21 protein-coding genes are annotated in these 26336 nt (G+C 61.8%); 9 read left to right on the top strand and 12 right to left on the bottom strand.

Annotated features, from left to right (window positions below; all coding sequences use genetic code 11):
* Positions 1 to 299: 299 nt before the first annotated feature.
* From AC3A43_RS03635 to AC3A43_RS03610, 6 genes are all read left to right on the top strand, one after another.
* On the top strand, positions 300 to 737 hold the full coding sequence (locus AC3A43_RS03635; RefSeq protein ID WP_487791172.1) for a response regulator transcription factor: 438 nt from the start codon (positions 300 to 302) through the stop codon (positions 735 to 737).
* Entirely contained in the window at positions 724 to 1845 is a 1122-nt protein-coding gene (locus AC3A43_RS03630) for a tetratricopeptide repeat protein (protein ID WP_487791171.1), read from the top strand. Before AC3A43_RS03635 ends, AC3A43_RS03630 begins: the two co-directional genes overlap by 14 nt.
* On the top strand, positions 1842 to 2858 hold the full coding sequence (locus AC3A43_RS03625) for a HEAT repeat domain-containing protein (protein WP_487791170.1): 1017 nt from the start codon (positions 1842 to 1844) through the stop codon (positions 2856 to 2858). The genes AC3A43_RS03630 and AC3A43_RS03625 overlap by 4 nt, the downstream gene beginning before the upstream one ends.
* Positions 2855 to 4423, top strand: coding sequence for a glycosyltransferase family 2 protein (locus AC3A43_RS03620; protein ID WP_487791169.1), 1569 nt, complete (start codon positions 2855 to 2857; stop codon positions 4421 to 4423). The genes AC3A43_RS03625 and AC3A43_RS03620 overlap by 4 nt, the downstream gene beginning before the upstream one ends.
* Entirely contained in the window at positions 4420 to 8316 is a 3897-nt protein-coding gene (locus AC3A43_RS03615; protein WP_487791168.1) for a PAS domain S-box protein, read from the top strand. The genes AC3A43_RS03620 and AC3A43_RS03615 overlap by 4 nt, the downstream gene beginning before the upstream one ends.
* Positions 8317 to 8559: 243 nt before the next feature.
* Positions 8560 to 9672 (top strand): MBL fold metallo-hydrolase, encoded by a 1113-nt coding sequence (locus tag AC3A43_RS03610; RefSeq protein WP_487791167.1) that lies wholly within the window; start codon positions 8560 to 8562, stop codon positions 9670 to 9672.
* Positions 9673 to 9724: 52 nt separating this feature from the next.
* Here the strand turns inward: AC3A43_RS03610 and AC3A43_RS03605 are convergent, their stop codons facing one another.
* From AC3A43_RS03605 to AC3A43_RS03575, 7 genes are all read right to left on the bottom strand, one after another.
* Complete coding sequence (locus tag AC3A43_RS03605) at positions 9725 to 10237, bottom strand: SgcJ/EcaC family oxidoreductase (RefSeq protein WP_487791166.1); 513 nt, start codon at positions 10235 to 10237, stop codon at positions 9725 to 9727.
* Between the two features lie 33 nt (positions 10238 to 10270).
* Positions 10271 to 11089 (bottom strand): helix-turn-helix domain-containing protein, encoded by an 819-nt coding sequence (locus tag AC3A43_RS03600; RefSeq protein ID WP_487791165.1) that lies wholly within the window; start codon positions 11087 to 11089, stop codon positions 10271 to 10273.
* A 551-nt stretch (positions 11090 to 11640) separates the two neighbouring features.
* Positions 11641 to 12441: an SMI1/KNR4 family protein gene (locus AC3A43_RS03595; RefSeq protein ID WP_487791164.1), complete on the bottom strand. Its 801-nt coding sequence runs from the start codon at positions 12439 to 12441 to the stop codon at positions 11641 to 11643.
* Between the two features lie 140 nt (positions 12442 to 12581).
* A complete protein-coding gene (locus AC3A43_RS03590) occupies positions 12582 to 13295 on the bottom strand; it encodes a leucine-rich repeat domain-containing protein (RefSeq protein WP_487791163.1) in 714 nt (237 codons plus the stop codon).
* Positions 13296 to 13608: 313 nt separating this feature from the next.
* Positions 13609 to 13926: a 2Fe-2S iron-sulfur cluster-binding protein gene (locus AC3A43_RS03585; protein WP_487791162.1), complete on the bottom strand. Its 318-nt coding sequence runs from the start codon at positions 13924 to 13926 to the stop codon at positions 13609 to 13611.
* A gap of 172 nt (positions 13927 to 14098) precedes the next feature.
* On the bottom strand, positions 14099 to 16546 hold the full coding sequence (locus tag AC3A43_RS03580) for a TonB-dependent receptor (RefSeq protein WP_487791161.1): 2448 nt from the start codon (positions 16544 to 16546) through the stop codon (positions 14099 to 14101).
* 154 nt (positions 16547 to 16700) lie between these two features.
* A complete protein-coding gene (locus AC3A43_RS03575) occupies positions 16701 to 17558 on the bottom strand; it encodes an alpha/beta fold hydrolase (protein WP_487791160.1) in 858 nt (285 codons plus the stop codon).
* A gap of 78 nt (positions 17559 to 17636) precedes the next feature.
* On the opposite strand from AC3A43_RS03575, the gene AC3A43_RS03570 reads away from it, so the two are divergent.
* Together AC3A43_RS03570 and AC3A43_RS03565 are read left to right on the top strand one after the other, a co-directional pair.
* A complete protein-coding gene (locus tag AC3A43_RS03570) occupies positions 17637 to 18356 on the top strand; it encodes an SDR family NAD(P)-dependent oxidoreductase (protein WP_487791159.1) in 720 nt (239 codons plus the stop codon).
* Between the two features lie 74 nt (positions 18357 to 18430).
* Positions 18431 to 19063, top strand: a complete 633-nt coding sequence (locus AC3A43_RS03565; protein WP_487791158.1) for a TetR/AcrR family transcriptional regulator — start codon at positions 18431 to 18433, stop codon at positions 19061 to 19063.
* 22 nt (positions 19064 to 19085) lie between these two features.
* On the opposite strand, the gene AC3A43_RS03560 is transcribed toward AC3A43_RS03565, so the two are convergent.
* Genes AC3A43_RS03560 through AC3A43_RS03540 form a run of 5 tightly spaced genes read right to left on the bottom strand, consistent with a single transcriptional unit; the run spans position 19086 to position 24598 of the window.
* A complete protein-coding gene (locus AC3A43_RS03560; protein ID WP_487791157.1) occupies positions 19086 to 20252 on the bottom strand; it encodes a thiolase C-terminal domain-containing protein in 1167 nt (388 codons plus the stop codon).
* On the bottom strand, positions 20252 to 20650 hold the full coding sequence (locus tag AC3A43_RS03555) for a Zn-ribbon domain-containing OB-fold protein (protein WP_487791156.1): 399 nt from the start codon (positions 20648 to 20650) through the stop codon (positions 20252 to 20254). Before AC3A43_RS03555 ends, AC3A43_RS03560 begins: the two co-directional genes overlap by 1 nt.
* Positions 20651 to 20652: 2 nt before the next feature.
* A complete protein-coding gene (locus AC3A43_RS03550; RefSeq protein ID WP_487791155.1) occupies positions 20653 to 21873 on the bottom strand; it encodes a cytochrome P450 in 1221 nt (406 codons plus the stop codon).
* A gap of 10 nt (positions 21874 to 21883) precedes the next feature.
* Positions 21884 to 23383 (bottom strand): class I adenylate-forming enzyme family protein, encoded by a 1500-nt coding sequence (locus AC3A43_RS03545; RefSeq protein WP_487791154.1) that lies wholly within the window; start codon positions 23381 to 23383, stop codon positions 21884 to 21886.
* 36 nt (positions 23384 to 23419) lie between these two features.
* Positions 23420 to 24598: an aromatic ring-hydroxylating oxygenase subunit alpha gene (locus tag AC3A43_RS03540; RefSeq protein ID WP_487791153.1), complete on the bottom strand. Its 1179-nt coding sequence runs from the start codon at positions 24596 to 24598 to the stop codon at positions 23420 to 23422.
* Positions 24599 to 24719: 121 nt separating this feature from the next.
* Here AC3A43_RS03540 and AC3A43_RS03535 point away from each other — a divergent pair, with 121 nt between their 5' ends.
* A complete protein-coding gene (locus AC3A43_RS03535) occupies positions 24720 to 26336 on the top strand; it encodes a GMC family oxidoreductase (RefSeq protein ID WP_487791152.1) in 1617 nt (538 codons plus the stop codon).

Raw genomic sequence — 26336 nt, 5'->3', positions numbered from 1 at the left:
CGGCTTGTCGCCGTCTGTCCCGATCCGGAGCATTTTGCTGATACAGAGCAGCGGCATCGGTAAGAAGACTTCCGATTCGGGGTTAAAGCGGAAGTTTCATGGGAGCTCTGTGCTCGCCCATTTAACGTTCGCCAGATTTCGTACCTTCCGCCAGCGACTGCGATTCCTCAACGTCAACCGACGCACTCGCCGTATACGATCTTGTATGAGCTTGAACGCGGCGGTTGGCTCGCGCTGGGCGCGAACCCCGAGCGCATGGTGACACCGCTCTGTCGCATAATTCCAAGCTTGATAACGATATGACCATTGCCGTTAAGTATATTGGCTCCGGCATCAGGAGCATCCACATGGCTTTTATCATATTGGCGGACGACGATCCGCTGCTCGGCGAACTCGTCCGCTTCAAGCTGGAAGCCGCGGGCCATCGCGTCGAGGTCGTTACCGATGGAGAAGCCGCATGCGCGGCCGCAATTAGCCAGCAGCCAGATCTTTTAATTCTCGACTCGATGATGCCCGTTCTCTCCGGACCGCAAGCACTCAAGCGTTTAAAGAACCAAGCCGAAACGGCAGCAATTCCCGTAATCATGCTGACGGCCCGCAAGGCCCGCGACGATGTGGTTGGAGCGTTGCAGTCGGGCGCCGACGACTATGTGACCAAGCCCTTCATCCCCGATGAATTCATCCTGCGCGTGCGCGCCGTATTGAACAAAACCCAGGCGACCGATGGCACATCTTGACATGCTTTGTGCGGCAATATTCGTGGCCGTGCAGCCGCCTGCCATAATCGAGCCAGCTTCCGCGCCCGTAGACCGTGCCCTCGCGGCGCGTGAGGCCGGCGATTATCGGACGGCTATCGCGCTGCTCGAGGCGGAAATGCGGACACGGCCCGACGACGCAACGATCTTGCGGCTGCTCGGATCGACCTACGCTTTCGCGGGCCGGTATGACGACGCGATTGCAGTGCTGAACCGCGCGCGTGCCATTGCCCCGGGCGATCAGGACGTCGCGCTGGCACTCGCACGCGCCTATCTGTGGGCGGGTCGCCTCGACGATGCGTCCGCAATTGCTGACGCCGTCGAACACGCCGAGCCGTCCAACCCGGAAATCGGCGAACTGAAAAGTTTGATTGTTGAGGCGCGACGCGGCCCTGTTGGTAACGGACGCCGTCCCGCGCTGACGCTCACACAGTCCGTTTCGGATGTAGCGTTCGACCGCGGTGGAAATGCGACCTGGTACGGCAGCGCGGCGAGCCTGGCGATCCCAGTCTCGCCGCAGACCACCGTGACGGCATCGGCCGACCGCGAAAGCCGCGAAGGCATCGTCGATACGCGGATCGAGCTGCGCGCCGATGCGCGGCTTGGCGAAGCAGGCAACGCCTATGTCGCAATCTCGTCGACACCGAGCTCCGATTTTCGCGAGCAGTGGGGCGTGCGGGCCGGTGGCGAGGCCGCGATTGCTCGCCACGTAAGCGGCACGCTCGATCTCCGTTATCTGGAGTATCGCGGCGCCCAAGTCGTCGCGATCGAACCCGGTATCCGCGTGCACGCCGTCGACGATCGCTGGGCGCTCGGGGTGAAATCGATTAATCTGTGGAACGACGGCTATCGTAGTGGCTGGTCGGCGCGGGGTGAGCTCCAAGCGAGCGACGCCCTACGGATCGTCGCTGGTGGCGCAACCTATCCTGATACGGAAGCCGGCGTGACGCGCCGGACGCGCTCCGCCTTTGTGGGCGTCATCGTAGCGCTGGGCGAGCGCGCAACGCTTCGCGTGACTTACGAACATGATCGCCGCGTGCAGACCTACCGCCGCAACGGTGTCGTCGGTGCGGTGAGCATTCGATTTTGATCGATGCATTCCCCCTTTTGCTCGATCCGGCGCATCTCGCGATCGGCGCGTCGCTACTGTTCGCCGCCCTATCGCTGGTGGCGGTGCTGATTCTTTATATCCGCAGACGGCTCGACGAACGTAAGGCGCCACATGAGGCTGAAGCCGATCGCGACCTGTCGCGGCAATTGATGAATGCCCTTGGCTCGGCGGGCCGCGGCCGCGCGATGACATTGCCCGAAAGCTTGGATCCCGATGATCTCGAGCGCGTGTTCTCGCATCTCGTCCAGCTGGTTCGCGGCGAAGACCGCGAGCGACTCCTCGCCGTCGCCGATGCATTGCACATTCCCGAACGCGCGCTGGCTGACTTGCGCAGCCGCAGCGCCGCGCGCCGCATCGACGCGCTGCATATCCTCGAACGTTTCCCGTCAGACCAAGTGGTGTCGGCAATCCACGAACGGATGACCGCCGATCCGGACGCTCCTACGCGCGCCGAGGCCGCTGCGACGCTGTCGCGGATCGGCCGGCCGCCCTCTCCCGCAGAGGTCATCGACGCGCTTGACCTGCGAGCGCGGGTGCCCAACCTTCTTCACGCTGCGATTTTTCGCGCGGGCGCACCGCGCCATGCCGCCGAGATCGTGTCGCTCGCGCGCGACGTGCCGTCGGGGCTGTTGCAGTCGATGCTCATCGAAGCACTCGGCTGGAGCGAGGACTTTGCGATGCTGCCCGATCTCGCCCTGTTCGCGGGAGCGGCCACGGCCGAAACGCGGATCGCCAGCCTGAAGGCCGCTCGCCATCTTGGCCATCCCGGGGTACGCGACTGGGCGATTCCCCTGCTCCTCGACCCCGATGACAATGTGCGCGTCCAGGCCACGCGCACCTGCGGCCAGCTCGGATTGACCGAAGCGATCCCGATCCTCGCGAAGCTCGTCGAAAACTCCTCATGGTGGGTGCGCACGCGCGCAGCCGAGGCGCTTGCCATATTGCGCCCCGACCAGCCGGCACCCTTCGCCGTGACCGGATTGCGCAAATGACCGAAGTTTCGCCGATTTCTGCCGCCGTCAACGGCGGGATTCTCGCGCTCGCCTGGTTCAGCCTGATTGTCATCTCGCTGCGCAATGGCGTTTCGGTCGTGCAGTTACTCGGCGCTGCGCGCGTCTTCGCCCGCCGCATCAAACCCGCCCGAAATTCGGTCGATCTCTGGTCGCGATATCAGGATCTGGCACCGCCGGTGACGATCGTCGCGCCGGCATTCAACGAGGAGCTTTCGATCGTCGACAGCGTCCAGGCGCTCCTCGCGCTCCATTATCCCGAGCATGAAGTGATCGTGGTCAACGACGGGTCGAAAGATGCGACCCTCGCCCAGCTGCTCGCGGCTTTCGACATGCATCCTGTCGAGCGCCAGCAGCTCGCCGCACTCCAGCAGACGCGTATCCTCGGCGTCTATGGTTCACGGCGCCACCCCAATTTACTGGTGGTCGACAAGGAAAATGGCCGTAAGGCCGACGCCGCGAATGCGGGTATCGGTTTTGCGATGACGCCGCTCGTCTGCGTGATCGACGCGGACTCTATCATCGAACCCGACGGGCTGCTCCGCGCCGTCGAACCCTTCATGACCGACGGCGGCGACCTTGTCGCGGTGGGCGGGGCGATCCGCGTCGTCAACGGCAGTGAGGTGCGCGGCGGCCATATCGAACGGATCGGAATTTCGGACAAATGGCTGCCGCGGTTCCAGATGGTCGAATATATGCGCGCCTTTCTGACCGCGCGCGTCGCAAACGCCGACTTTCGGATGCTAATGCTGATCTCGGGCGCGTTCGGCATCTTCAAGCGGTCGGTTGTCGTGGATATCGGGGGCTATCGTCACGACACGGTCGGCGAGGATCTCGAGCTCGTGACGCGCATCCACCGCCGAATGCGCGAGCTCAAGACCCCGTACCGGATCGAATTCGTGCCCGAGATCGTCTGCTGGACCGAGGCGCCCGAAACCCTTGGCGGATTGCGTAATCAGCGCATGCGCTGGGAGCAGGGCGCGCTGGAAACGCTGACCTTCCATCGCCGGATGATCGGCAATCCGCGGTACGGACGGATCGGCACGATCGCAATGCCATTGATGGTGATCGAGGATGTCCTCGGCCCACCACTCGAGCTGATCGGCTATCTGGTCTTCCCGATCGCCTGGTGGCTCGGCATCCTGGCTCCGGAAACGGCAATCGCCTTTCTTTGCCTGACCTTCGTCTTCGGCACCGCGATCAGCGTGGCGACGCTCGCGCTCGAGGAACGCCAGCTACGGCGGACGCCCAGCGCCGCCGATCTCGCGCGCATCGTCCTTGCCGCGCTCGTCGAGAATTTCGGCTACCGCCAAGCAAACCTGGTGTTTCGCCTGCGCGGCATGTGGCGTTATTTGCGCAAGGACAGCAGCTGGGCGGCGGTGCCGCGAACCGGGTTCACGCGCGCAATCGAGACCAAGACCGAATGGCCGCTCACTGATGAACGCCGCGAAACGGCGGACGATTTGGCATCGATGCTGGCAACGGAAGAGGACGGCACAGCGTCGCCGCCAACGCCAGTCAGGGGCGACCAGGCGCGCCGGTCATGACCCAGCCGATGTCGGTGGTCCGACTTGCGCGCATATTCGGGCTAGCGCTGCTATTCGGCCTCCTCGCATATCTCGCGATCACCTATACGCGCGATCAGCATCGCATAGCGGCTATCTGGTTGCCGAACGCGGTGCTCGTCGCCTTCATGCTGCGCCAGGGCCGCGCCGACCCGTTTCAGATCGCCGCCGCCTGCGCCGCCAACATCGTCGCCAACCTGGCTGCTGGCGACCCTCCCTTCCGCGCTGCCGCGCTCAGTCTCGTCAACAGCGTCGAAATGGGAATCGTCTGTCACATCATGCGGCGGCAAGGTCTCGCGCGGCCCGACATGCTGCGCTTCGATCATCTGGTCGCCTTTATCGCAATCGGGCTGTTCGCCCCAGCGACGAGCGCCTTGATCGCGGCATCGATCCTTGGCGCGCCGGGCACTTCGTTCATCGCTCTTTGGCTGGGGTGGGCGCTCACCGACGCCTTGGGACTGCTGATCGTGGCGCCCGCGATCTGGGTGACAATGCGCGCTTGGCAGCACCGCACACGCCCATCGCGCCAGGATATTGTCGAATGGCTCGCGATCATGGGCGGCGGGCTGTTCGTCGTCACCATGCTCTTCTCCCAAGCCCGATTTCCGCTGCTGTTCCTCGCGACGCCCGTCGTGTTGATCGCGGCGTTCCGGCTTGGCGGCCTCGGCGCGACCGCGGCAACCATCCTCGTCGCCGTGGTCGCGTCGGTGGCCACCGCGCGCGATATGGGTCCGATCGCGCTGGTCCACGGCGACCTCACCGACCGATTGCATGTGCTCCAAGCCTTTCTGGCGGTCAATTTTGCCATGAGCCTGCCCGTCGCGGCGGTTCTCGAAAGCCGCGCCGAAGCTGTTCGCGCACTAGCCGCGAGCGAAGCGCGCAATCGGTCGATCCTCGACAATATGCGCGAAGTGGTGTTCCAGACCGACGCCGAGGGTCGCTGGACCTTTCTCAATCCGGCCTGGGAGGCATTCACCGGATACGCCGTGGCGGAAAGCATTGGCTGGCGGACGGCGCGTTTGCTTCATCCCGACGACATCGAGGCGGCACGAAATGTCTACCCCGACCTCGCGTCCGGCACGATTGCAGAAGCCACGCTGCGGCAGAGATTCAAGCGCCGCGATGGTGAATGGTCGCATATCGAAGTCAGCGTGCGACGGCTCGCTGATGCCGACGGACGCTTCCTGGGAACGAGCGGCAACATCCGCGACGTCACCCCCCTTGTATTGCAGCAGCGCGCATTGGCCGAGAGCGAGGCGCGCTTTCGCCGCATGGCCGAAGCCGCGCCTGTTGGAATCTTTCGCGCCGACGCCGAAGGGAAGCTCACCTATGTCAACGCCGCTTGGTGCGCAAAGGTCGGCTTAACGCTCGAGCAGTCGCTTGGCCACGGCTGGATGTCAGCACTTGCCGATGTGACACCTTTTCTTGCCGATCCGCCGTGGCAGGGCTTTGAAGGGCCCGGAGACGTCAAGCGACGCATCGCACGCTTTCGCGGCGCCGACGATGCTGACCTTTGGGTAGAGACGGTAAACACGGCGGAATTCGACGATGAGGGGCGGGTCACCGGCTTTATCGGCGTTATCATCGACATCACCGAGCAGCGCTTGGCTGCCGAACGCCTAGCGGACAGCGAGCGCCGATATGAGGCGCTCGCGAAGCTTGCACCCGCGGGAATCTTCCGCGCCAACGCCGACGGCGGCATGACCTATGTTAACCCGGATTGGCTCCGCATGACGGGTCTCGATGAGCACGAGTGGGAGGGCGATGCGTGGCAGCGGGCGATCCATCCCGATGATCGCGATCGCATCGTTTCCGAATGGACCAGGGCTGTCGTCGGAAAACGCGAGTTTCGCTCCGAGTTTCGCTGGATCCGCCCTGATGGCGCAACGGCCTGGCTCGATGCCGTGGGTCGCCCCGAACTGGGTCCGGACGGCACCACGCGGGGCTATATCGGCGTCGTGCTCGATATCACCGATCGGCGCGCCGCGCTCGAAGCGCTCGCCGACCGCGAGGCCGAACTGAGCCTGCTCGCTGACAACGCTACCGACGCCATATTGCGCCTGACGCTCAGCGGCGAATGTCTCTATGCGTCGCCGTCGTCCAAGGAATTGTTCGAGCTTCCGCCCGAGGTCCTCGTCGGCCAGAATATGATCGCAGAATTCCACCCCGACGATGACGCGCGTGTCCGCGCGCAATTTGACGCGCTGGCCGAGGGTACGACCGATCGCGCCTTGATCGCCTTCCGCTCGGCCTCGCCGCTCGATCGTAGCCGTTACCGCTGGATGGAAGCGCATTGTGCCCTGCTCCGCGATCCGGCGACGAACCTTCCGCGCGAGATCATCGCATCGCTCCGCGACGTTTCGGCGAACAAGCAGTTGGAAGCGGAACTGCGCGATGCGCGCGGGCGGGCGGAGCAGGCGGCCGTCGCCAAATCGGCCTTTCTCGCCAATATGAGCCATGAAATCCGGACTCCGATGAATGGCGTGATCGGATTTACCGAACTGTTGCAGGCCAGCGATCTCGCTCCCGCGCAGCGACAGCAGGTGGACATGATTGCCGATTCCGGACGCACGATGATGCGCTTGCTCAACGACATCCTCGACATCTCGAAGATCGAGGCCGGCCAAATGCAGATCGCGGCCGAGATTCTGGATTTTAGGCACCTGCTCCGCGGGGTCGTCCGGTTGATGGAGCCCAGCGCTCATACAAAGAGCCTCGAAGTTCGGACAAGAGTATCCGACGAGGTTCCGGACAGGATCGTCGGCGACCCGCTTCGGCTTCGCCAGATCCTGCTGAACCTGATCGGCAACGCGATCAAATTTACCGATCATGGCCATGTCGCGATCGCCGTCAGCGTCGACGCGAAAAAAGTGGGCGCCGAACTTCAGATCGAAGTGTCTGACAGCGGAATCGGAATAGCGCCCGAGCGGGCCAGCGCGATCTTCGACATTTTTGCGCAGGAAGACACGTCGATCGCCCGCCGGTTTGGCGGCTCGGGACTCGGCCTCTCGATCACCCGCCAATTGGTCGGGTTGATGCACGGTTCGATCGACGTGCACAGCGTTCAAGGGTCGGGATCGACCTTCACGGTTCGCCTGCCGCTCAGTGCCGCCGAAGCGGATGCGCCGCTGCCCACGAACGCCCCGACGGCGAGCGAGGCCTCGCGCCAGAGCGACCAGGCTCCGCTGATCCTGGTAGCCGAGGATAATGACATCAACCAGGCCCTGATGCGGGCCATGGCGGCCCAGCTCGGTTACCAGATCGTCATTGCCTCCAATGGGATGGAAGCCATCGGGGCCATCGAGGACCGTGCATCGGGGGAGCGGCCGTTCGATCTTGTGTTCATGGACGTGCAGATGCCCGTGCTGGATGGTCTCGAGGCAACCCGGCGCCTTCGCGAAATGGGTTTCGATGCCGAACGGCTACCGATCGTCGCGCTGACGGCAAACGCCTATGCAGACGACATTGCCGCTTGCCGGGAGGCGGGCATGCAGCATCATTTGAGCAAGCCGATTTCCGCATCGGCTTTGACCGACGCGATCGCGCAGTTCGGCCGCGGCGGCGCGAAGGCGCTGGAACTGTCAGGTGAAGCGGCCGACGCCGACCTGCCCGACACATTGCACGAGCAATATCGCGCGCGCAGGGCGGAAATACTTGAAAAAGCGACATGGTTGGCCACCTCGACGACCGCCTCCGACGACGAGTGGGACAAGTTTCTCGACGACCTGCACCGCCTCGCCGGAACGGCCGGATTTTTCGGCGACACGGCTCTGGGCGATGCGGCCGGGGTGCTAGGACACGACCTTTTGTTGGCGCAGTCCGCCGCGCGGTCTGCCATCGTTGCCAATTTTGTTCCGCTCCTTGAAAGCTTGTGATCGCATGCAAACTCAAAATTTTGCGTGCTAGATTAGCTGAAATGAGTTCTCGAAGCGGCCGATCGCGAACAGGCGCTTCGGATCGCGATGAGGAGAAATCTGACATTGCTGGTCTTGAGCCGACCCTCATCATAGCGCCCGATCCCTACGCAATCTTCTTGCCGGTCAGTCGCACGGCGAACTTCATATCCGTAGGAATCGGGCGGCCAATAGGTTAGCGTTCGGAAAAATTCGGAGGCGCAGATGAAAGCCGAGGCTCTGGGACCATTCACACGCCGATCGATGCTGGCAGGGGCTATCGGGGCGGCCGCGATGTCCGGCTTGCCGCTACGTGCAAAGGATGCCGACTTCCGAGTGCCGGTCGTCGGCTCGCTCACGCTGACCGTTCTCACCGACAGCGGTACATTCGGACCTTTTCTTCCCGATCTAGACCTTCCCGGTCTAAAGGTACTGCGCGCCGGCAATGGAAGCCCCCCTGGCTACGCGCGCATGTCGAAGAAGGCTTTGATGGGGGAGTTTGGGCTGTCGCTGCTTGCGGACTCGCGCGTCGGAGACGTGTCGCGCCGAGTGCTCGTCGACTTCGGATACACGGCTGAGGTCCTCGCCCACAATATGGGGATGCTGGTTATCGATGCGTCGAGCATCGACGCGTCCGTGCTAAGCCATGGCCATCTTGATCATTATGGCGGCTTTTCTGCTCTTACCGGCAGCGCTGGAAAACGCGGCGGTCCGCTACCGCTCTATGTAGGCGGGGAGGAAACTTTCTGCGAGCGGGTCGCTATGATCGGTGATCCACCGCCGGTGATGGGCGTGCTCGATCGCGCGGCGCTGACCAAAGCCGGATTCGAGGTCCGCATCGCACCAGCACCTCAGATCATCGCCGATCAGGCGTTCACGACCGGTATCATCCCGCTCGAAACGTCAGAGCGCACGGCGATCCCGACGCGGATGCGGCCCGGAACCGGCTGCGAGCGGGCCGGGCTGCGCAGTGACAAGCGTGATCTCGCCGAAGTCACTGACGACGGCGAGCATGAGCTTGCCACTTGCTATGCTGTCAATGGGCTTGGTCTGGTGGTGATCGCATCATGCAGTCATCGCGGCGTCCTCAATTCTGTCCGGCGCGCGCAGACGATCAGCGGCATTTCAAAGGTTCATATGGTGATCGGCGGCTTTCATCTCGTGCGCCCGCGCACTGAGGAGGAGGCGCGGCAGACCGTCGCGGCGTTCAAGGTGATCAATCCCGACTATATGGTCCCGATGCACTGCACCGGTGAGGTCTTCATCGAAGAGGCCCTTCGGCAGATGCCCTCAAAGGTAATCCGGCCTTATGTCGGTACGCGCTTCCTGATGGCATGACGGCGTTCCTGCCAGCAAACACCGTTGTAGTGCCGCGCATCTGTAAGCGGTCCTACGGTTTTCTGAGCACCGGATCGTGCTGCTGCGCTTCGGCAACGATGGCAACGTTCGCGCCGTGGACGATTGCCAAATCGCTTCCGCGCGGAACCATAATCAGCGTCAGCCGGTCTTCGCTGGGCGGCTTGACGACGCCATTCGGCTGCCGGAACGCATCGACAGCGAGGCGAACAACCACGACCACCCCGCCCCCAGGCAGGGGGGTGAGACTTTCCGTGGCCAGCAATCGCTGTTTAACGCCGCGGAACATGATGTCGAAATAAACGCGGTGGGCTTTTTCTACGGCATCACGGCCCTGCCAGTGCATGCCGACGATATTGACCCAATGCGCGTCGGGCGTGAACAGTGCGAACATCGCATCGAGGTCTTCGCGGTTCCACGCATCGATCCAAGCGTTGATGGCCTTGTCAGCCTTGTAAGCCAGCGTTTCTTCAGCAGCCATCGCCGTCCCTCCGACCATCAGAGCCGATCCCGCCAAAATTGCACCGCATAGTTCGCGCCTTTTCATATTGGCCTCCGTTCAAGACCGTCGGTTACGGGATCACGCCGTTTCGGAATTGAACATTTCTGCCACGCCCGACGATTGGGATACAAAAGTCGTCGGCGTTGCGCCCGCGAGCAGCTGGCAATCACGAATGAAATGCGCCTGATCGGCATAGCCCGCGTCATGCACGATGGCCGCCCAGCTGCGCTCCGGAAACCGACGTCTCGCTAAGAGCGCTGCCTCAAGCCGCAGCGTGCGGGCATAGAATTTCGGTGCAACGCCAACTTCGGCGGCGAAACGGCGCTGAAATTGACGCAGGCTCAAACCTGAGCGGTCGGCGATCGCATCGACTCGCGCCCGTCCTCGCGCGGCAACAAGGAGCCGCGCCGCATAATCGAGCCGGCTCGTTTTGCTGCTCTTCTCGGAGCGCGACTGCAGCCAATGCTGTGCTGCCCTTACGCGGTCTTGGAAACTATGAGCGCAGCGGACCGCATCGTCGAGACCGATCGCGACCCGACCTAACAGGTCGGTAATCGCGAGCCCTTGGTCCGCAAGTTCCGGCATGGAGACCCCAAACAGCCGATGAAAGCCGGTCGGCTGAAACCGGATGGTGAAGACCTCGATCTCGCCGCTCATGTGCAATCGTAATCCGGGCCGGGTCTGCGGACCGACGACGGCCGTCTTCGGCACGAGCGACGAGGGCCCCTCCTCCATGCTGATCTGGTAGCGTTCGCCAAGATAGAATTCGATAAATTGGTCGGGCCGGGCTGCGAGCGGTGTTGTAACATTCACGCCCGTCAGCGAGACGCGACGCTGTCCGAAAGAGCGAACAAAACGGCGGACGGCCGAATGGGCTGGCTGACTAAGAATTTCCACCGGGTCGATTGTGAACCATCGAGAAAGTGATGCAAGCCACCTGCGGTATGCTGTGTATATCGAGCAGCGGTGAACAATTCGGGAGCTTGCCGACTATAGCCGCTTGCCGCAAGGCCGCTATCGGCGAGAATTCATGTGATGCAGACGTTCATACGCGGAATGGTGGACCCTCCCCCGCTGAAACAGAATCTCTTGGAGCGCCGTCGATGTGAATCCCGATATATCCGCAGACATAAGGACGCCTAGGTCACGCCACGCATATGACAAGCATTCCGCCGCCCGCTGTTGAAGCATGCCATCTGCATTGTCGTCCCCAGCAGTCGCGAACAGAGCATCCCGACCCTCTTTCAATCCGCCAATCAGTTTCGCGGCGTAATCGCGCTCCCAATCCTCTGAATTGGGATCAGTATAGATTGCTAAGGCTTCTTTGGCATTCGTTGGAATTGGTTGCATGGCCAGACCCTAAATTCCCCGTTCCAAGCCGGCGACGTTACCTATGAATGCTGCGGCTATTGCTATCAGTCTTTTCTTGGGATGCGACCCATGGCTTATTACAAGAACTGGCCGGGAGCGCCTAAAATTATTCGCGCCCCTTCATGGAAGTGGTCTACGCGCGGTTCTTTCAATCTGAACTGCCGCAACACGACCTCGTCGGCTGCCGCACCCAATCGGAAATTGCCCCCCTCTAGCAATCCAGCGATCCATTCGAGAAACTGACCGAGGGATTCCGCGAGAACGACCTTCACATCTTCATCGCGCCCGTAGAGGATCACTTGACCAACCCGGCCGCCGGGCCACGGGTCAAAGTCGAGACCAACATGATTGCTAGAGCTGTCATTGGTCAGAGGTATCCAACTAGGATTGATATAAGCTGGATCCACTGCGCCTTCGGGCCAAGCTCCGCCTGGGACGGCGTAACGATTGCCTGCAAACCCGACCAATGTGCTCGCCCAAGACTTCCAATCGGCCACTGCGTGTTTGAGCGACAGCAGCGGAAGTCCGTAGATGTGACCCCAGCGATCATCGTTCTCGCCATCATGCCACTTGTAAAGCTGGCGATACGAATTCGGCATCTTCAAACCGACAAGCCGTTCAAAGGCATCGATATCCGCATCAGTGGCCGGTGGATTGAACATATATTTATCGGCTGCCAGATTGGGGCCATACCAAGCGTCGAGACGCGCGAGCACCGGAGCAATGTCTTCCTCCAGCATCGGCTTCGCTTCGCCCTCTGGCCGCTTGGGGATGCTGCCCATCGGCATCGCTGGCTTTTTCGCGATCTGAAGCAAGGCACAGGCAGAAGGCAGCAGCCCGCCGAGGGCAAAGACTCCAAAAATGGAGCCGCCGATCACCAGGTTGCGCCTAGTGTGTTCCATGGCTGCCCATTCGGCCGGTCCAGTGTGATGTGAATATCATCCGCGCGCTCACCGCTCCGGCCTCCCACCGTCGAACGCCCTTCGGAGACGACAAAAGACTATTCGGCTCCACATCGCTAAATTCGCGCTGTTCGAAGAGCGGCCCACATTTCAGGTCTGAACCAATCACAAATAAGGTTTGGCTTTGCGTTCTTGAGCCGATCAAATTCGGGCTGAGGCGCGACGCAGGCGATGCCAAGATACTCAAGGCGCGGGCAATTTATCAAAGGTTCAAGGCTTTGGTCTGCAAGCCTCGTTGACACGCCGAGAAAGGCGCGCAGCGAACGTAGTCCCGAGAGCGGCTCAAGAGTGGGAATATTATATGGGGTCAGAATTCCGCCCTCGATGCCGATGACCTCAAGATGGTGCGCATCAGCAAGCCAGCCTAAATCGGCCATTTTCTTTGGATTGGTGATGATCAGCGTGCGAAGCGCCGGAAGCTCGAGCAAAACTCGAAAGTCCGAGATATGTCGTGGACTATCAATGCTCAGGAAAGTCAGGCCTTTCAGGGCCAGCAGCGGGCTAAGGTCTTTGGCGACCATCGGCCACTCCAACTCAAGCCGATCGAGACCGACGAGACTGCCAATTTCGTTCAGGAATGGCTGATCGACATTTCCGCTGATCAGGTGGCGTAAGTTCTGCCGTCCAACAATGCCCCGATAGTTAAGCTTTTGCCGACCTATCCATGCATTTTGCGCATCGGCCGGGACATCGCATGCTTGCGTATATGCGTAACATTCTCCCCACACAGAAAAGTCCCGGTCTGCATGCCCGCGAAAACGGTCATTCATCACACTGCCTAAGGTCGGGAAAGACGCAAAATTCGGCACAGCGCAGACTCTCGATTTCGACTAACGCATTGCAATGGCAGACAAGGGTTAATGGTCCATTTCCCTCGGTATTCCGGTCATTTCATTGTCCGGAAATCCCGCGAGGCCGCCGGCGCTGAATGGCCGTTTGGAGACCGTCCGCTTTTGAAGAGAAATTTTGGAAAGCGGACCTAGCGTCATATGCAGATTCGGATGGCAGCGATTGGCCGCGACAGTCCGGTGTGAGTGTCGATGCGCGGGCAGCAGCCGCTTTCCAGACCGACATGTTCGGGGTTTAATCCTCGTCGGCGATCCGAACACGCAGGCCGTTCAGCGCGTCACTGAACGGCAATTGGCAGGATAGACGCGAATTGTCGCCGCGATCGGCCGTCGAATCGAGCAAGTCGTTCTCGTCGTCACTCATTGCTGGCAGCAATCCGGTATCTTTGATTTCGACATGGACGTGGCAAGTCGCGCACGAGCAGCAACCGCCGCACAGCGCGAGCAACTCGTCAAAGCCGGCGTCGCGAATATTCTCCATTATCGTCAGGCTGGTGTCGCCTTCGATCTCATGCTCGGTCCCGTCGCGCGTCACGACGATCAGTTTTGGCATCGATTGTTCCATGCTTCTTTGCGGTTTGCGAAGCCTGCATCCTGCAAGGGACACGGCGAAAACAGGCCCTCCGGCTTGGCTGCGGAAAGGGAACTGAGACGCCGCGATCCTGCCGATGGTAACAGAAACGCGGCGCTGAGATGATACGGCTAACCGCTACGCGGCCGTCCGGTCAGAACTTGAACCCGACCTCGACAAGGATTTCGCGCGGATTGTCGACGAAGGCGGACATGTCGGCGAGCACGCCCGGCCCCGCTGCGCCCGTTCCCGTACCACCGGCAAACGGGATGTCATTTGCCGCAGTGACCACCAGCTTGTTGGTCAGGTTGCGGCCGATGACGCCGAGGGTCCAGCGGTCATCGGGGCCATTTACACGCACCGCTGCGTCGATTTTCGTATAGGCCTTTTGCACCCCATCGGGCCGCAGCGTATCGGTGAAATTATATTTGCCGGTGTAGCTGACGTCGCTCGACAATTTCAGCGTCCAGCCCGAAGCGGTCAGCGGGACATCATAGCTTGCGCCAAGACGTCCGGCGAAGCGCGGCGCCTTGGGCGGCGTGCGGCCGTCATAATCCTGGCTCGTAAAGGCTGCACCGGGCGTCGGAGCCAGCAGGTGGCAGCCCGCCGCGACGGTCTGACCACCATAGCATTGCCCGATATAGTCCTTGTATGACGCATCGTTGAAAGCGGCCGCGCCGCGTAGCGAGAAGCCGCCCGAGCGCCAGTTGAAGTCGCCCTCAATCCCCTTCACGCGAAGCGTACCGGCGTTCGCCACCACCTGGCCGATCGTGACCGGGTCGAAATTCTGCACCTGCAGGTCGAGATAGTCGTAATAATAAGCGGTGGCGTTGAGCGAGAGTGCGCCGCCCATCAATATGGCGCGCGCACCCAGCTCCCCGCCCCGCGCCCGTTCGGCACCGAATTCGCCAGCCGCCACGGTCGCCGCGGGCGTCAGCGTCTGCGAAATGTTGAAGCCGCCCGATTTGAAGCCTTCCTTATAGGCTGCGTAAAAGGTCAGGTCGCGCGAGGGTTTGTACCGCAGCGTGACCTGCGGCGACACATCGGTTTCGCGGTAACGGTCGTCGAGGCGCAGCCCCGCCGGGAAGGCACCGGCAAAGGCAAGATGCGCAGGCTGCGACGTCTGATAGCTGTCGCGCGATTCATAACTCCAGCGCGCGCCGCCCGCGAGTTCGATCGAGTCGGTGACATTCGCCGTCACTTCGCCGAACGCCGACATCGAGCTGCCCGAAAAACCATTGTCGCGCTTGAACGTGGTGTAGGTGTTCGTCACCGGGCTGATCGGCACCGGGAAGATATAGGCGTCGGTGTTGAAGATGAACTTGTTGCTCGACGCGAACAGGCCGAACAGCACGTTCACCGAACCGTCCCACTTCGACTGGAAGCGGAGCTCTTCCGACGTCTGCCGATAATCGGCCAACTGCGAGAAGGTCGCGGGATACGCCTCACCCGACACATTGTTGAGGTCGGTCTGCTTGAAGCGATAATAGGAAGTGATCGAGGTCACGTCGAAAACGTCGCTTTCGAGCGTTGCCGTCAATATGCCGTAACCCGATTTAAGCCGCGAATACATGTGCCCGTCGCCGGCGTAGCGGTAATTGGCCTGTGCAACCGCGAGCGGGATTGTCGAGCTGTCCGAGCCACCATCGATGCGGCAATCGGCGTTCGGGCTGGGCGGGATGCCATTGGCCGCGAAGGGTGTCGTCCTGCCGCCACCGCAAATCCGCTCAACGATGTCGGTCGGACCGCCGTCCTTTTGATCGGTATAGCCGGTCTTGACCTGGAAAGTCAGATTGTCCGTCGCGTCCCATTCGACCGTCGCGCGGCCGCTGTAGGTGCGACCGCCACCGCGATGCTTGCTGTTGCGATGGCGCTCCATGCCGAGCGGATCGAGATAGGTCAGCGCCGCCGTGTTGGTGAAGGCGCCTTCGCTGTCTGAAACGCGAAACGCCAGACGCGCGCGCAGCCCGTCGGCGAGCGGTCCCGAGATATAGCCTTCGCCATATTTTTCCTTGGCCTCGAAGCCGTACCCGGCCTTGAAGCCCGCTTCGAACACGTCGCGCGGGCTGTTCGTCGTCACCGCGATCAGACCGCCGGTTGCGTTTTTGCCGAAGAAGAGCGCCTGCGGACCTTTGAGCACTTCGACGCGCTGAACGTCATACTGACTCAGCCCGATCTCGCGACCGCGGCTCATCGGCATGCCGTCGACCACGAACGACACCGACTGGTCGAAACCAGCGCTGAGCGCGGTCGAACCGACGCCGCGCAGGAAGATGCTGGCCGAGGAACCCGAGGCTGCCTTGCCCGCGACCATCGTCGGGACGAGCGACGCCATGTCGCTGAAATCGGTAACCGCATAATTGTCGAGCGCGGCGCCGCCGAGCGCGGTGATCGCGACAGGTGCGTCAATCAGGCGCTCATCGCGGCGGCGTGCGGTAACGATGATTTCGCCATCGGCGGGCGCCGACGCACTATCTTCGGCGATGGGCGCAGCATCGGCTGCGGCGGTCTGAGCATGCGCCGGAAACGCGGCCCCTGCGACGGCGATGACCGAGGCGAGACAGGCGTAGCGAATAGCGCGAAACGAAGCACGGCGTTCCATGACTGGTCCTCTCCAAAATGTGGGCCATCATCTGCGGCCTTGCCGAATAACCTATTCTTATTAGATTTAAAGTCAATCGCTAAAATTAACGCCGTAAGGTTTTCGCCTGAACATATTTTATATATCTAATACAATATCTTAATCACCACATCCTTTACACCATGGTAGCAAGCCCGCGTCGAGAAAAAGCGATTACGCCATTGTTAAAGGCATCGTTTCGGTCGCCTGCGACCATATAGCCGGCACCGACGACGTCGAGCAATTCGAGCCGCGGCAAGACGCGGCGGAACGTCTCGATCCCGGCGTCGCTGACCACATCGCTGGCAAGACCGCGGACGAGAAGTACCGGCAAATTAGGAAGCTCCGCCAGCGCTTGCGCCGCCTTCTGAACCACGCCGTGATGATGCTCAGGCGCGTCCGCGATGATTTGCGGATCCCAATGCCAACGCAGCCTTCCATCAGCGCCCTCGCGCAGATTTTTCATCATTCCGGCACTGTCAGGCGACGCCGACCTTTGCGGATTATACGCGCCGACCGCCACCACCGCCTCGTCGACAGTCGCAAATCCGTCGGGATTGCCACGCATGAAGGACACGATCCGCTCGATCCCGCGCGGGTCGGGTTCGGGCACGATATCGACGAGCACCAGCCCCGCGGGACGCAGCCCCCGTTCGACAGCCACGATCGATGTCGCCCCGCCCAGCGAGGCGCCGACGAGGATGAAGGGCACGTCGAGACCGGCAACGACGGTCGCAAGATCGTCGGCACGGTCGGCCAGCTGATACGCCCCCGTGGACGACCAGTCGCTCTCGCCATGCCCGCGCGCATCATAGTTGATCACCTGCAGCCCTTCCGCGAGCAACCGCGTGACCGCACGGCTCCAGCTATGGCGCGTCTGCCCGCCGCCGTGCAAAAGGATTACTGCCGACGCGCGCGGATCGCCGCCCCAATCGCCCACGAGCCGCACGCCATCGCGCGCGACAAAAGTCCTGCGCTGCAAATCGCTCGCCATAATTTCTCTCCTGCTTGCCAAAAGACTGCGCCTCCCGTTATCTAACGTCAATAGATTTAAGATATTGGGAGAGTGTCGATGATCCGTTTCGATTTTCAGGGCAAACGCGTACTTGTCACAGGCGGCACGCAGGGCATCGGCCTCGGCATCGCCGAGGCCTTCGTCGACAGTGGCGCCGAGGTGATTGTCAGCGGAACGCGCGAAAGCGCGACCGACTATGAAGATGATCTCTCGCGTTTCACCTATCTGCGCGCGCGCCTCGACCAACCCGATGATCGCGCCATTTTGGTCGAGGCGGCGGGCTCCATCGACATCCTCGTGAACAATGCGGGCCAGTCGCATCCCGACGAATTTTCGATGACGGGCTATAGCCAGGTGATCGAGGTCAATCTCAATGCCGCCGCCGAGCTTTGCTATCTTTTCCACCCGATCCTGCGCGAACGCGGCGGTTCGATCGTCAACGTCGGCTCGGTCGCCAGCTTTGTCGCGATCGGATATGCGCCGGCCTATACCGCGAGCAAAGCCGGCCTGCTGGGTTTCACCCGCGCGGTCGCCGATCAATGGGCGCGCGACGGAGTCCGCGTGAATCTCGTCGCGCCCGGTTTCATCGAAACGCGGATGACGGCTGGTGTGCGGGCCGACGAACGCAAAGCGGGCAATACGTTGCGCGCAATCCCGCTGCGACGCTTTGGAACGCCCGCCGAGGTCGCTGCCGCCGCGCTGTTTCTTGCCTCGCCGCAGGCATCCTACATTACCGGCCAGAGCATCGTCGTGGATGGCGGGATCATGCTGCGCTGACCTAAACCGAACCCTTTTAGGCTGGCACTCGCGCTCCCCTGCTGCCATGAGGGACGAAAACAGAGGACATCCATTTGGCACGACCGTCGAAACCATTGATCTCCCGCGCCAACGCAGCGGAAGCGGCCCTTGCCGTGATCGACGAGCATGGGCTCGAGGCATTGAGCCTCGGCCTCGTCGCCAAGAAGATCGGCGTGCGCCCGCCGTCGCTCTATCATCACTTCAAGGACAAGTCGGAGCTGCTGCAGGAAGTCGCGCGCATCATGCTGGTCAAGATGCCTGCAGTCAGTGCTACGAGCCAGTCGTTCGAGGAGCAGATCATCGCGCGCTGCGTCGCGACGCGCCAGACATTGCTCAAGCACCCCAGCGCCGCCCCGCTGATTTTGCGATACTTTCCCCGGCATATGTTGCTTTCCGCCTATAACCGGGCAGCGTCAGAAGAGCCCTATCCGCCCGCGATCCAGATGACGGTGATCGACGCGGTCGAGAAATATACCTACGGCGCCGCGCTGTTCGAGGCGTCGGCGCGCGCGCGGGGGATCGATCCGATGCCGGCCGTCGATGGCGAGAAATATCCGAGCCTCGCAAAAGCGATTGAGGCAAATCCTTTCGACGACGAGCAATTGTTCGTGGAATCGCTTCGGTCGTTCCTCGTCGGCGTGCGCGAGCGCATCGCTTCGGATTCGATCGGAAAATCGCTCGACTAGGGCGCTCGACCAGGGCGCTCGACTACGGGATTTCGTTTGCGAAGATCGCTGAACTGACCGTCGGCGCACCCGGCCCTCCGGCGAGCAAACAGGTTTTGGCATCGGGAACGGAGTTTGCGGATTCCCCGCGGAGCTGCTTCACGGCTTCGTAGGCGGTGCCGATGCCGTGGATGAAGCCTTGCGCAAAATTGCCGCCGCCGGTGTTGACGGGGAGCTTTCCGGCCGGCGCGATCAGATTGTCGAAGCGAACGACCTCGGCGACATTCTCGTAAGTGCAAAAGCCGTGGTCGATCAGCGAAGCGACGCCCTGCGCGCTGAAATTCTCGTAAAGCTGGACGACGTCGATATCGGCAGGCGAGAGCCCCGTATCGGCGTAGAGGCGCCGTGCGATCGGGCGGAACCCCGCAGTCGGATAAAGCGCCTCATCGTCATTCTCGAGGAGATCGCCCCACCCTTTTTCGGCGCCATTCGCGCAGCCCAGCAGATAGACGGGCCGTTTCGCAAGATCGCGCGCGCGCGCGGCTGACACCATGAGGAAGGCTGCGGCGCCGTCATTCTCGCGGCTGCAGTCGTACAGGCGGAACGGCTCGGCGATCCAGCGCGAGCTTCGCATCTCCTCAAGATCGAATTCGGCTCCATAGGCGACCGCTTCGGGGTTTCGCGCGCCGTGATAATAGGACGCCCGAACCAGTTCCTCGGCGACCGATGTCGGCACGCCATGATGTTCATACATGCGGTTGGCACGGATCGCGCAGACCTGCGCGGGCGCGACAATGCCCGCCGCCAGCATATGGTCGTTGAGGTGATGCGCCATCACCGCCGCCGACAATCGCCCGCTCGATCCTTCGACCAGCGCGCGGAACACGATCACTGCGCTCGCCTGCCCCGATAATATGGCTGCTGCTGCCAGTCCGAAAGCGCCCGCCACGCCGCCGCCGCCGCCGCCCCAAACAACACTCGACCATTTGAGTTCGCGCGTGCCGAGCGCTGGCATCAGCCGGACCGGCTCATTCTTGTCGTCGCCGTAGGAGACAAAACCATCGACCTCGGCAGGGTCGAAACCCGCATCGGCGCAGGCGGCAAGAATGGCCTCGACCAGCACGCCCTGCTCGGGCATCGGCGCGGTACCGCGCTTATACTGGCGCATCCCGATGCCCGCGACGGCGGTACTTCCATATAGCGGGTGCATCAGCCGCGGCTCCAGATGATGGTGGGAATGTCACGCGCTTCGACGCGCGTCGCGCCGATGCGCCCGACGATCGCTTGACCGATGAGAGGATCGATCTGATCGGGATCGTCCAGCCTGCCGAGCAACCGGATGCCGCAATCGTCGACCGTTGCGACGATCGAAATGAACGGCAGATCGATACTTTCGGTGAAGCCGAAGCGGTGCCAGGTGCGGGTCCACGAAAAGATCGTCGCACGCATTTCGCGTTGCACCCACTCAATGTCTTCGCTGGCGCACGCGCTGCAGCGACTCATGGCGGGCCACATCCACTCGCCGCAACCTGCGCATCGCGGCAGCTGCAGGCGACCTTCGGCCAATCGGTTCCAATAGGGCGCGTCGGCGCCGTCATTTACCTGCATGGTCAGACCGCCACCGTCCACTCGATCGGCAATGTGTCGATCGCCATCACGGTGCCGATGCGGAAGGCATGTCGTTCGCCCGGTGTCGCGCGGAACGCCGGCACACGCTTCACCCATTCTTCGGTCAGGATCCGCAGTTCGGCGCGCCCAAGAACATGCCCCACGCAAAGATGCGGACCCGACGAGAAAGTCAGGTGCGAGGTCTTCTTGCGATCCAGATCAAATGCATTGGGTGCCTCGAACTTTGCGGGATCGCGGCTGCCGAGGCAAAGAATGTTCAACACCATCTCGCCTTCGCGAAACTGCGCGTCGCCGATCGCCTGATCCTGAACGACCAGCCGAGGGGTATTGACCACCCCGTAGAGGCGGACGGCTTCGTCGGCGAAAGCCGGGATCAACGACGGATCGGCGGCGAGCCGCGCCTGCACATCGGGCATTTGCGCCAGCTGCTGAAAAGCGAAGCCGGTGACGTTGGTGACGGTGTCCATGCCGCCGAGGAAGAGCACAAAGCTCATCGCGAGAATCTCGTCGTCGCTCATCGTCCGGCCGTCGATATCGACGCTGATGAAGTGCGACATCAATTTGTCATCGGGCGCAGCCTTTTTCGTCTCGATCAGCGCCTTCATCTCGCCGAGGATGGCAGCGCTGAGGCGCCCCATCTCAGCTTCGTCATTCTGCGCCGAGAAAAAGGCCTCGGCGAGATGCCGAAAGTCGTGGAGGCGCGACAGATCCATTCCCATCAGTTCCATGAACACGCTAACCGGAAACAGTTTCGCCAGATCGGCCTGGAAATCGCACGCACCCTTCGCAACGACCGCGTCGACCAGCTGGACCGCCCATTCGCGAATACGCGGTTCGAGCGCCTTGATCGCGTTCGGCCCGAACATCGGCATCATCGCCCTGCGATAGGGAAGATTTTCAGGCGGATCGAGACTGAGCGGAATGAAGAAGGGCGGGTTTTCGACACGCGGAATCTGCATTTCGCGGACCGAAAAATGCTCCGGATCGAGGACCACCTTGCTGATCGCGTCAAAGCTTTTGACGATCCAGTGCCCACCATTAAGCCGCGTCCAGAAAATGTCGGGTGCATCAGTCAGCGCCGCCGCATAGCTGCCCTGAACATCCTCGCTGATCCGTGGATCGGCATAGATATCGAAGTCGAAGACAAGGGCCTCCGAAATATGCGGCGGTACCGGCGCGATGGCCAACTTCGGGGCGGTCATGTCTTGTTCCTCATCGCACGCGATCCATCGTCTGATGCGCGTCGGCGTACAGCTCGCGCACGGCGGGTTTTGACAATTTTCCGGTGGCAAGGCGCGGCAACGGGTCGGCCGAGAACGCGACGTAGCGCGGCACCTTATAGTTTGAGAGATTGATGTTGCAGTGCTCGATCAGCGCCGCGACGTCGATTTCCGCCGCGGCATGATAGACGATGAAGGGCGTCTCGCCGAATTTCGGATCGGGCGCCGCGATCGCCAGCGCCTCGACGATGCCCGGAAACTCGCACACGACGCGCTCGACTTCGGCAGCCGAGATATTGAGCCCGCCCGAAATGATCAAATCCTTCATCCGGTCGACAAAGGTGAGGAGCCCGCGTTCGTCGAGCGTCCCGATGTCACCCGACCACAGCCAGCCATCGCGGATCGCTTTCGCCGTCTCTTCGGGGTTCCGCCAATAGCCCTGCATCATTCCCGGCGACCGCATGACAATCTCGCCGGCTTCGCCCGGATCGCAGTCGCTGCCGTCGGGACGAACGACACGCACCGCCATGAAGATCCCACCCCAACCGCATTTTTCCGGCTCTTCGAGCGCGAGATGCTCGGGCATCATCGTAACATTCCCGCCGACCTCGGTCTGGCCGTATATCTGTCGGATCGTGATCCCCTTCGCCTTATAGGCATCAAGCAATTGGCGGCTGACGCGTGCGCCGCCCGCGGTCGCGAGACGGATCGACGAGAGGTCGGCATCGGCAAAGCCGGGGCAGCGTGCGATTGCCTCAAAGAATGTCGGCACCGCGCCGAAGCAGCTGATCTTCTCATCCTGCAGCAATTGCAGGATCGCGTCGGGCGCGAAGACCGGCTCCATGAAGATGGTGCAACCCTGCGTCGTGTAATGGATGAGTTGGACAAAGCCCGCCGACGTGTTGAGCGGCGCGAGACTGATGATCCGGGCGCCGGCCGACGACGAGGTTTCTTCGAGCGACCAGCAGGCGGCATAGGCGGTCATCGAACGATTGGTGAAGACGACGCCTTTGGGCTTCGCGGTCGACCCGCTCGTCGCAATGATGACCACCGGCGCGTCAGATTGCGGATCATGCGCCGGCGTAACGAGCGCGCCCTGTCGCAGTGTCTCGATCTCGGCCATCGGCCGCGGGGTCAGCCCCGCTGCGCTGACATTGGCTTCAAAATCGGCGGCGGCGAAGGTGAAGCGCGGCTCAGTCGTTTCGCACAGCTCGCGAATTTCGCGCGGGGTGAAACGGAAATTGACTGGATTGACGATCCCGCCCGCCCGGATCACGCCCATCAGCAACGCGCAATAGGCCAGGCTGTTCGTCGAACAGATCGCGACGCGGTCGCCCGGCTGGAGGCCATCGGCTTCGAGCATCGCGGCAACCCGGTCGGACCACGCCTTATATTCGCCATAGCTCAGCCGGTCGCCGCCAAGCACCACCGCCGGCTGCTCGGGCCGCATTCGCGCCCACCAATCCATTGCGCTCGGCAAGGTCTGCGCCATCAATCCCTCTCCATCCGGTCTTTGCCGGTTCCGTCATCACAGAAGCGCTTCGATCGCTTCATAATAGCGCACGATGTTCGTCTCGAGCCCGCAATAAACGGTTTCTTCGGGCACGCCCGCATTCAACCCCTGCTGGCTGATCTCGGCGGCGCGAAAATCTTCGCCGCCGAAGACGCCCAGGATCAGCTCATAGGAGCGCGCGAACACTTCTTCGGCCTTTGGCGTTGATGCAACCTCGGGGGTCAGCATGAAATATTCGACTGTCGTACGATCGGCATCGCGCGGCATCAGCAGCATCACGCTCGTATAATATTGGCTCGTTACCACGACACAGTTGGGGAAAGCCGTATAGGCATGCGTTACCAGCTTGTGGACGTTCGTCGCCGGGTCTTCGTCGAGCATTTCGGGGACATAGCCGATACGCCCCGACACCTGACGGATGTTCGGGCCGAACATGTCGACGATATTCGGCGCGTCCTGAAAACGGTCGCCGATCGACGCGGCGTGGAGCCGCTGGACGTGATAGCCTTCGAGGAAAGGTTCGAGCACGACCTTCCAGTTCGCTTTGAGATCAAAGGTCTTGCGGCCATAGACATGCGCCGACGGGATGCCGATCGCATCGAAATCATCAGCGACCTGCTGCGAGAGCTGCGGCCAGTCGGCGGGAATGTCGCGATTGAGCTGGACATAGACAATGCCGCCCCACTCGCGCGCTTCAAGTTCGACGAGACCACGTTTGCTCTTGTCGAAATCCTCGAACGCTTCGCTGCGCGAGACACCGATCAGCTTGCCGTCGATGCCATAGGTCCAGGCGTGATAGGGACAGGTTACCCGCCCCTGCTTGTGGACCGCGCAATCCTCGAGAAGCTTCGAGCCCTTGTGCTGACATGCGTTGATAAACGCCTTGATCGTTCCGTCCCGCGTGCGCGAAACCAGCATCGGAAAACCATAGCTGTCATTTGCCATGATGCTGCCGGTTTCGAGCAGCGCCGACACGGTTACGGGCACCGGATAGCGACGGAAGATTTTTTCCTGTTCGAGTTCGAACCGCTCGCGGCCGGTAAAGATGGCATTGGGACGTGTCGCGCCAAAGGGCACGATCACCGCGTCCTTTTCGGCGGGGATCTTGCGGATCGCTTCGATCTGGCTCGGCGTCAGTTCCGCCAGCGTTGTGACCTTGCGCGCCGCGCGCGCGACTTCTGCAACTCCATTCATATTGCAGATCCTCTCCTTATCGTTGGCATCAGCCTATTCGACCCTTTACCTAATGACAATAGTTTTTTATGGAGAGTGTCACTAGCGCTGCAAAAGCGGCCGGATCCAAGGGAAAATGAGGATGCGCTTCGACTATATCATCTGCGGCGCCGGGGCGGCCGGATGCGTTCTCGCCTACCGCCTGTCAGAAAATCCCGCGATCAGAGTCGCGTTGATCGAGGCGGGACCGCGCGATCGGCATCCCTTCATTGCCATGCCCAAGGGGCTCGCCAAGGTGATGCAGGATCCGAAGCATCTGTGGGTTCATATGAGCGAACCCGAAGCATCGACCGCAGGCCAGTCCGAAGCGTGGGTACGCGGGCGCGTGCTCGGCGGATCGTCGTCGGTGAACGGGATGATGTATGTGCGCGGCCAGCCCGCCGACTTCGACGCAATCGCGGAGAAATCGAGCGACGACTGGGCCTGGGCGCATATCGGCGGCGCCTATCGCGCGCTGGAAAATCACGAGCTCGGCGCCGATGAAACCCGCGGCGACGCGGGGCGGCTCAAAATATCGATGCCGACGCAGCATCTGCCGATCAGCGATGCGCAGGTCGCGGCGGGCGAAGCGATGGGCTGGGTGAAAAAGTCCGACATCAATGCGCCCGACGATCAGGTTGCGATCGGCTATGCGCCGCGCACCATTTTCAAGGGCAAGCGCCAGAGCGCCGCACAGGCGTTTCTGCGACCGGCCGAAAAGCGCCCTAACCTCACGATCCTGACCGATCGTACCGTCGACCGGGTGATCTTTGACGGGACCCGCGCGGTAGGGGTCGAAGTTTTGCATGCCGGCACGCACAAGCGCATCGATGCCGACCATGAGGTGATCCTGTGCGGCGGCGCAATGGCAAGCCCGGCAATCCTCGAACGCTCTGGGGTGGGTGACAAGGATCGGCTCGCCGCGCTCGGCATCCCGCTTGTGCATCATAGTCCTGAGGTTGGCGAAGGGCTGATCGAGCATCGCGGGATCATCATGCAGTGGAAGCTTACCAAGGCGGCGCTGTCACAAAATCGCGTGTTCGGAGGCTGGCGGCTGCTGCTCGCGACGGCGCGCTATTATCTGACCGGCGACGGTCCAATGTCGGCCGCAGCCTATGAAATTGGCGGCTGGTTCAAGACGCGCCCCGGACTCAATCGCCCTGACGCGCAGATGCTGATTGCGCCGTTCAGCTTCGACATGGCGACGCAGCGCGCCGCGCTGGAAAAACATCCGGGAATGAATGCCGTGATCTATCCACTGCGCCCGACCTCGCGCGGCAGCATCCACATCGCGACGCGCGATCCCGACGCGGCGGCAAGCTTCAAACCCAATTACCGGGCGAATGACGAGGACCGGGCGGCAATGGTTGGCGCGGTGCGCGTGATGCGCGATTATGCGAAACAAGCCCCGCTCGCCGACATGATCGCCGAGGAGACACTACCGGGTCCGGCATACAACAGCGACGCCGAGATCCTCGACGCCTATGATCGCTTCGGAACCTGCGGCTATCATGCGGTCGGCAGTTGCCGGATGGGCAAGGATGCGGTGTCGGTGATCGATCCGGCGTTGCGGGTTCGCGGCGTTGAAGGACTTCGTGTCATCGATACGTCGATCATGCCCGTTATCCCGTCGGGGAACACCAACGGCCCGACGATGGCCATGGCATGGCGCGGCGCCGACATCATCCTGCGCGACGCGCCGCAAGTGAAGGCTGGTTGA

Source organism: Sphingopyxis sp. Soil_C_28 (genome assembly GCF_057657055.1).
Note: the sequence above shows the minus strand (reverse complement) of the source record. Positions and strands in the feature narration are given on the sequence as shown.

Excerpts from the sequence above, each read along its gene's own strand:
- AC3A43_RS03635 (WP_487791172.1), top strand. The coding sequence starts at position 300 with ATGACCATTGCCGTTAAGTATATTGGCTCCGGCATCAGGAGCATCCAC.
- AC3A43_RS03630 (WP_487791171.1), top strand. The coding sequence starts at position 724 with ATGGCACATCTTGACATGCTTTGTGCGGCAATATTCGTGGCCGTGCAG.
- AC3A43_RS03620 (WP_487791169.1), top strand. The coding sequence starts at position 2,855 with ATGACCGAAGTTTCGCCGATTTCTGCCGCCGTCAACGGCGGGATTCTC.
- AC3A43_RS03615 (WP_487791168.1), top strand. The coding sequence starts at position 4,420 with ATGACCCAGCCGATGTCGGTGGTCCGACTTGCGCGCATATTCGGGCTA.
- AC3A43_RS03610 (WP_487791167.1), top strand. The coding sequence starts at position 8,560 with ATGAAAGCCGAGGCTCTGGGACCATTCACACGCCGATCGATGCTGGCA.
- AC3A43_RS03605 (WP_487791166.1), bottom strand. The coding sequence starts at position 10,237 with ATGAAAAGGCGCGAACTATGCGGTGCAATTTTGGCGGGATCGGCTCTG.
- AC3A43_RS03590 (WP_487791163.1), bottom strand. The coding sequence starts at position 13,295 with ATGAATGACCGTTTTCGCGGGCATGCAGACCGGGACTTTTCTGTGTGG.
- AC3A43_RS03585 (WP_487791162.1), bottom strand. The coding sequence starts at position 13,926 with ATGCCAAAACTGATCGTCGTGACGCGCGACGGGACCGAGCATGAGATC.
- AC3A43_RS03580 (WP_487791161.1), bottom strand. The coding sequence starts at position 16,546 with ATGGAACGCCGTGCTTCGTTTCGCGCTATTCGCTACGCCTGTCTCGCC.
- AC3A43_RS03575 (WP_487791160.1), bottom strand. The coding sequence starts at position 17,558 with ATGGCGAGCGATTTGCAGCGCAGGACTTTTGTCGCGCGCGATGGCGTG.
- AC3A43_RS03570 (WP_487791159.1), top strand. The coding sequence starts at position 17,637 with ATGATCCGTTTCGATTTTCAGGGCAAACGCGTACTTGTCACAGGCGGC.
- AC3A43_RS03560 (WP_487791157.1), bottom strand. The coding sequence starts at position 20,252 with ATGCACCCGCTATATGGAAGTACCGCCGTCGCGGGCATCGGGATGCGC.
- AC3A43_RS03555 (WP_487791156.1), bottom strand. The coding sequence starts at position 20,650 with ATGCAGGTAAATGACGGCGCCGACGCGCCCTATTGGAACCGATTGGCC.
- AC3A43_RS03550 (WP_487791155.1), bottom strand. The coding sequence starts at position 21,873 with ATGACCGCCCCGAAGTTGGCCATCGCGCCGGTACCGCCGCATATTTCG.
- AC3A43_RS03545 (WP_487791154.1), bottom strand. The coding sequence starts at position 23,383 with ATGGCGCAGACCTTGCCGAGCGCAATGGATTGGTGGGCGCGAATGCGG.
- AC3A43_RS03540 (WP_487791153.1), bottom strand. The coding sequence starts at position 24,598 with ATGAATGGAGTTGCAGAAGTCGCGCGCGCGGCGCGCAAGGTCACAACG.
- AC3A43_RS03535 (WP_487791152.1), top strand. The coding sequence starts at position 24,720 with ATGCGCTTCGACTATATCATCTGCGGCGCCGGGGCGGCCGGATGCGTT.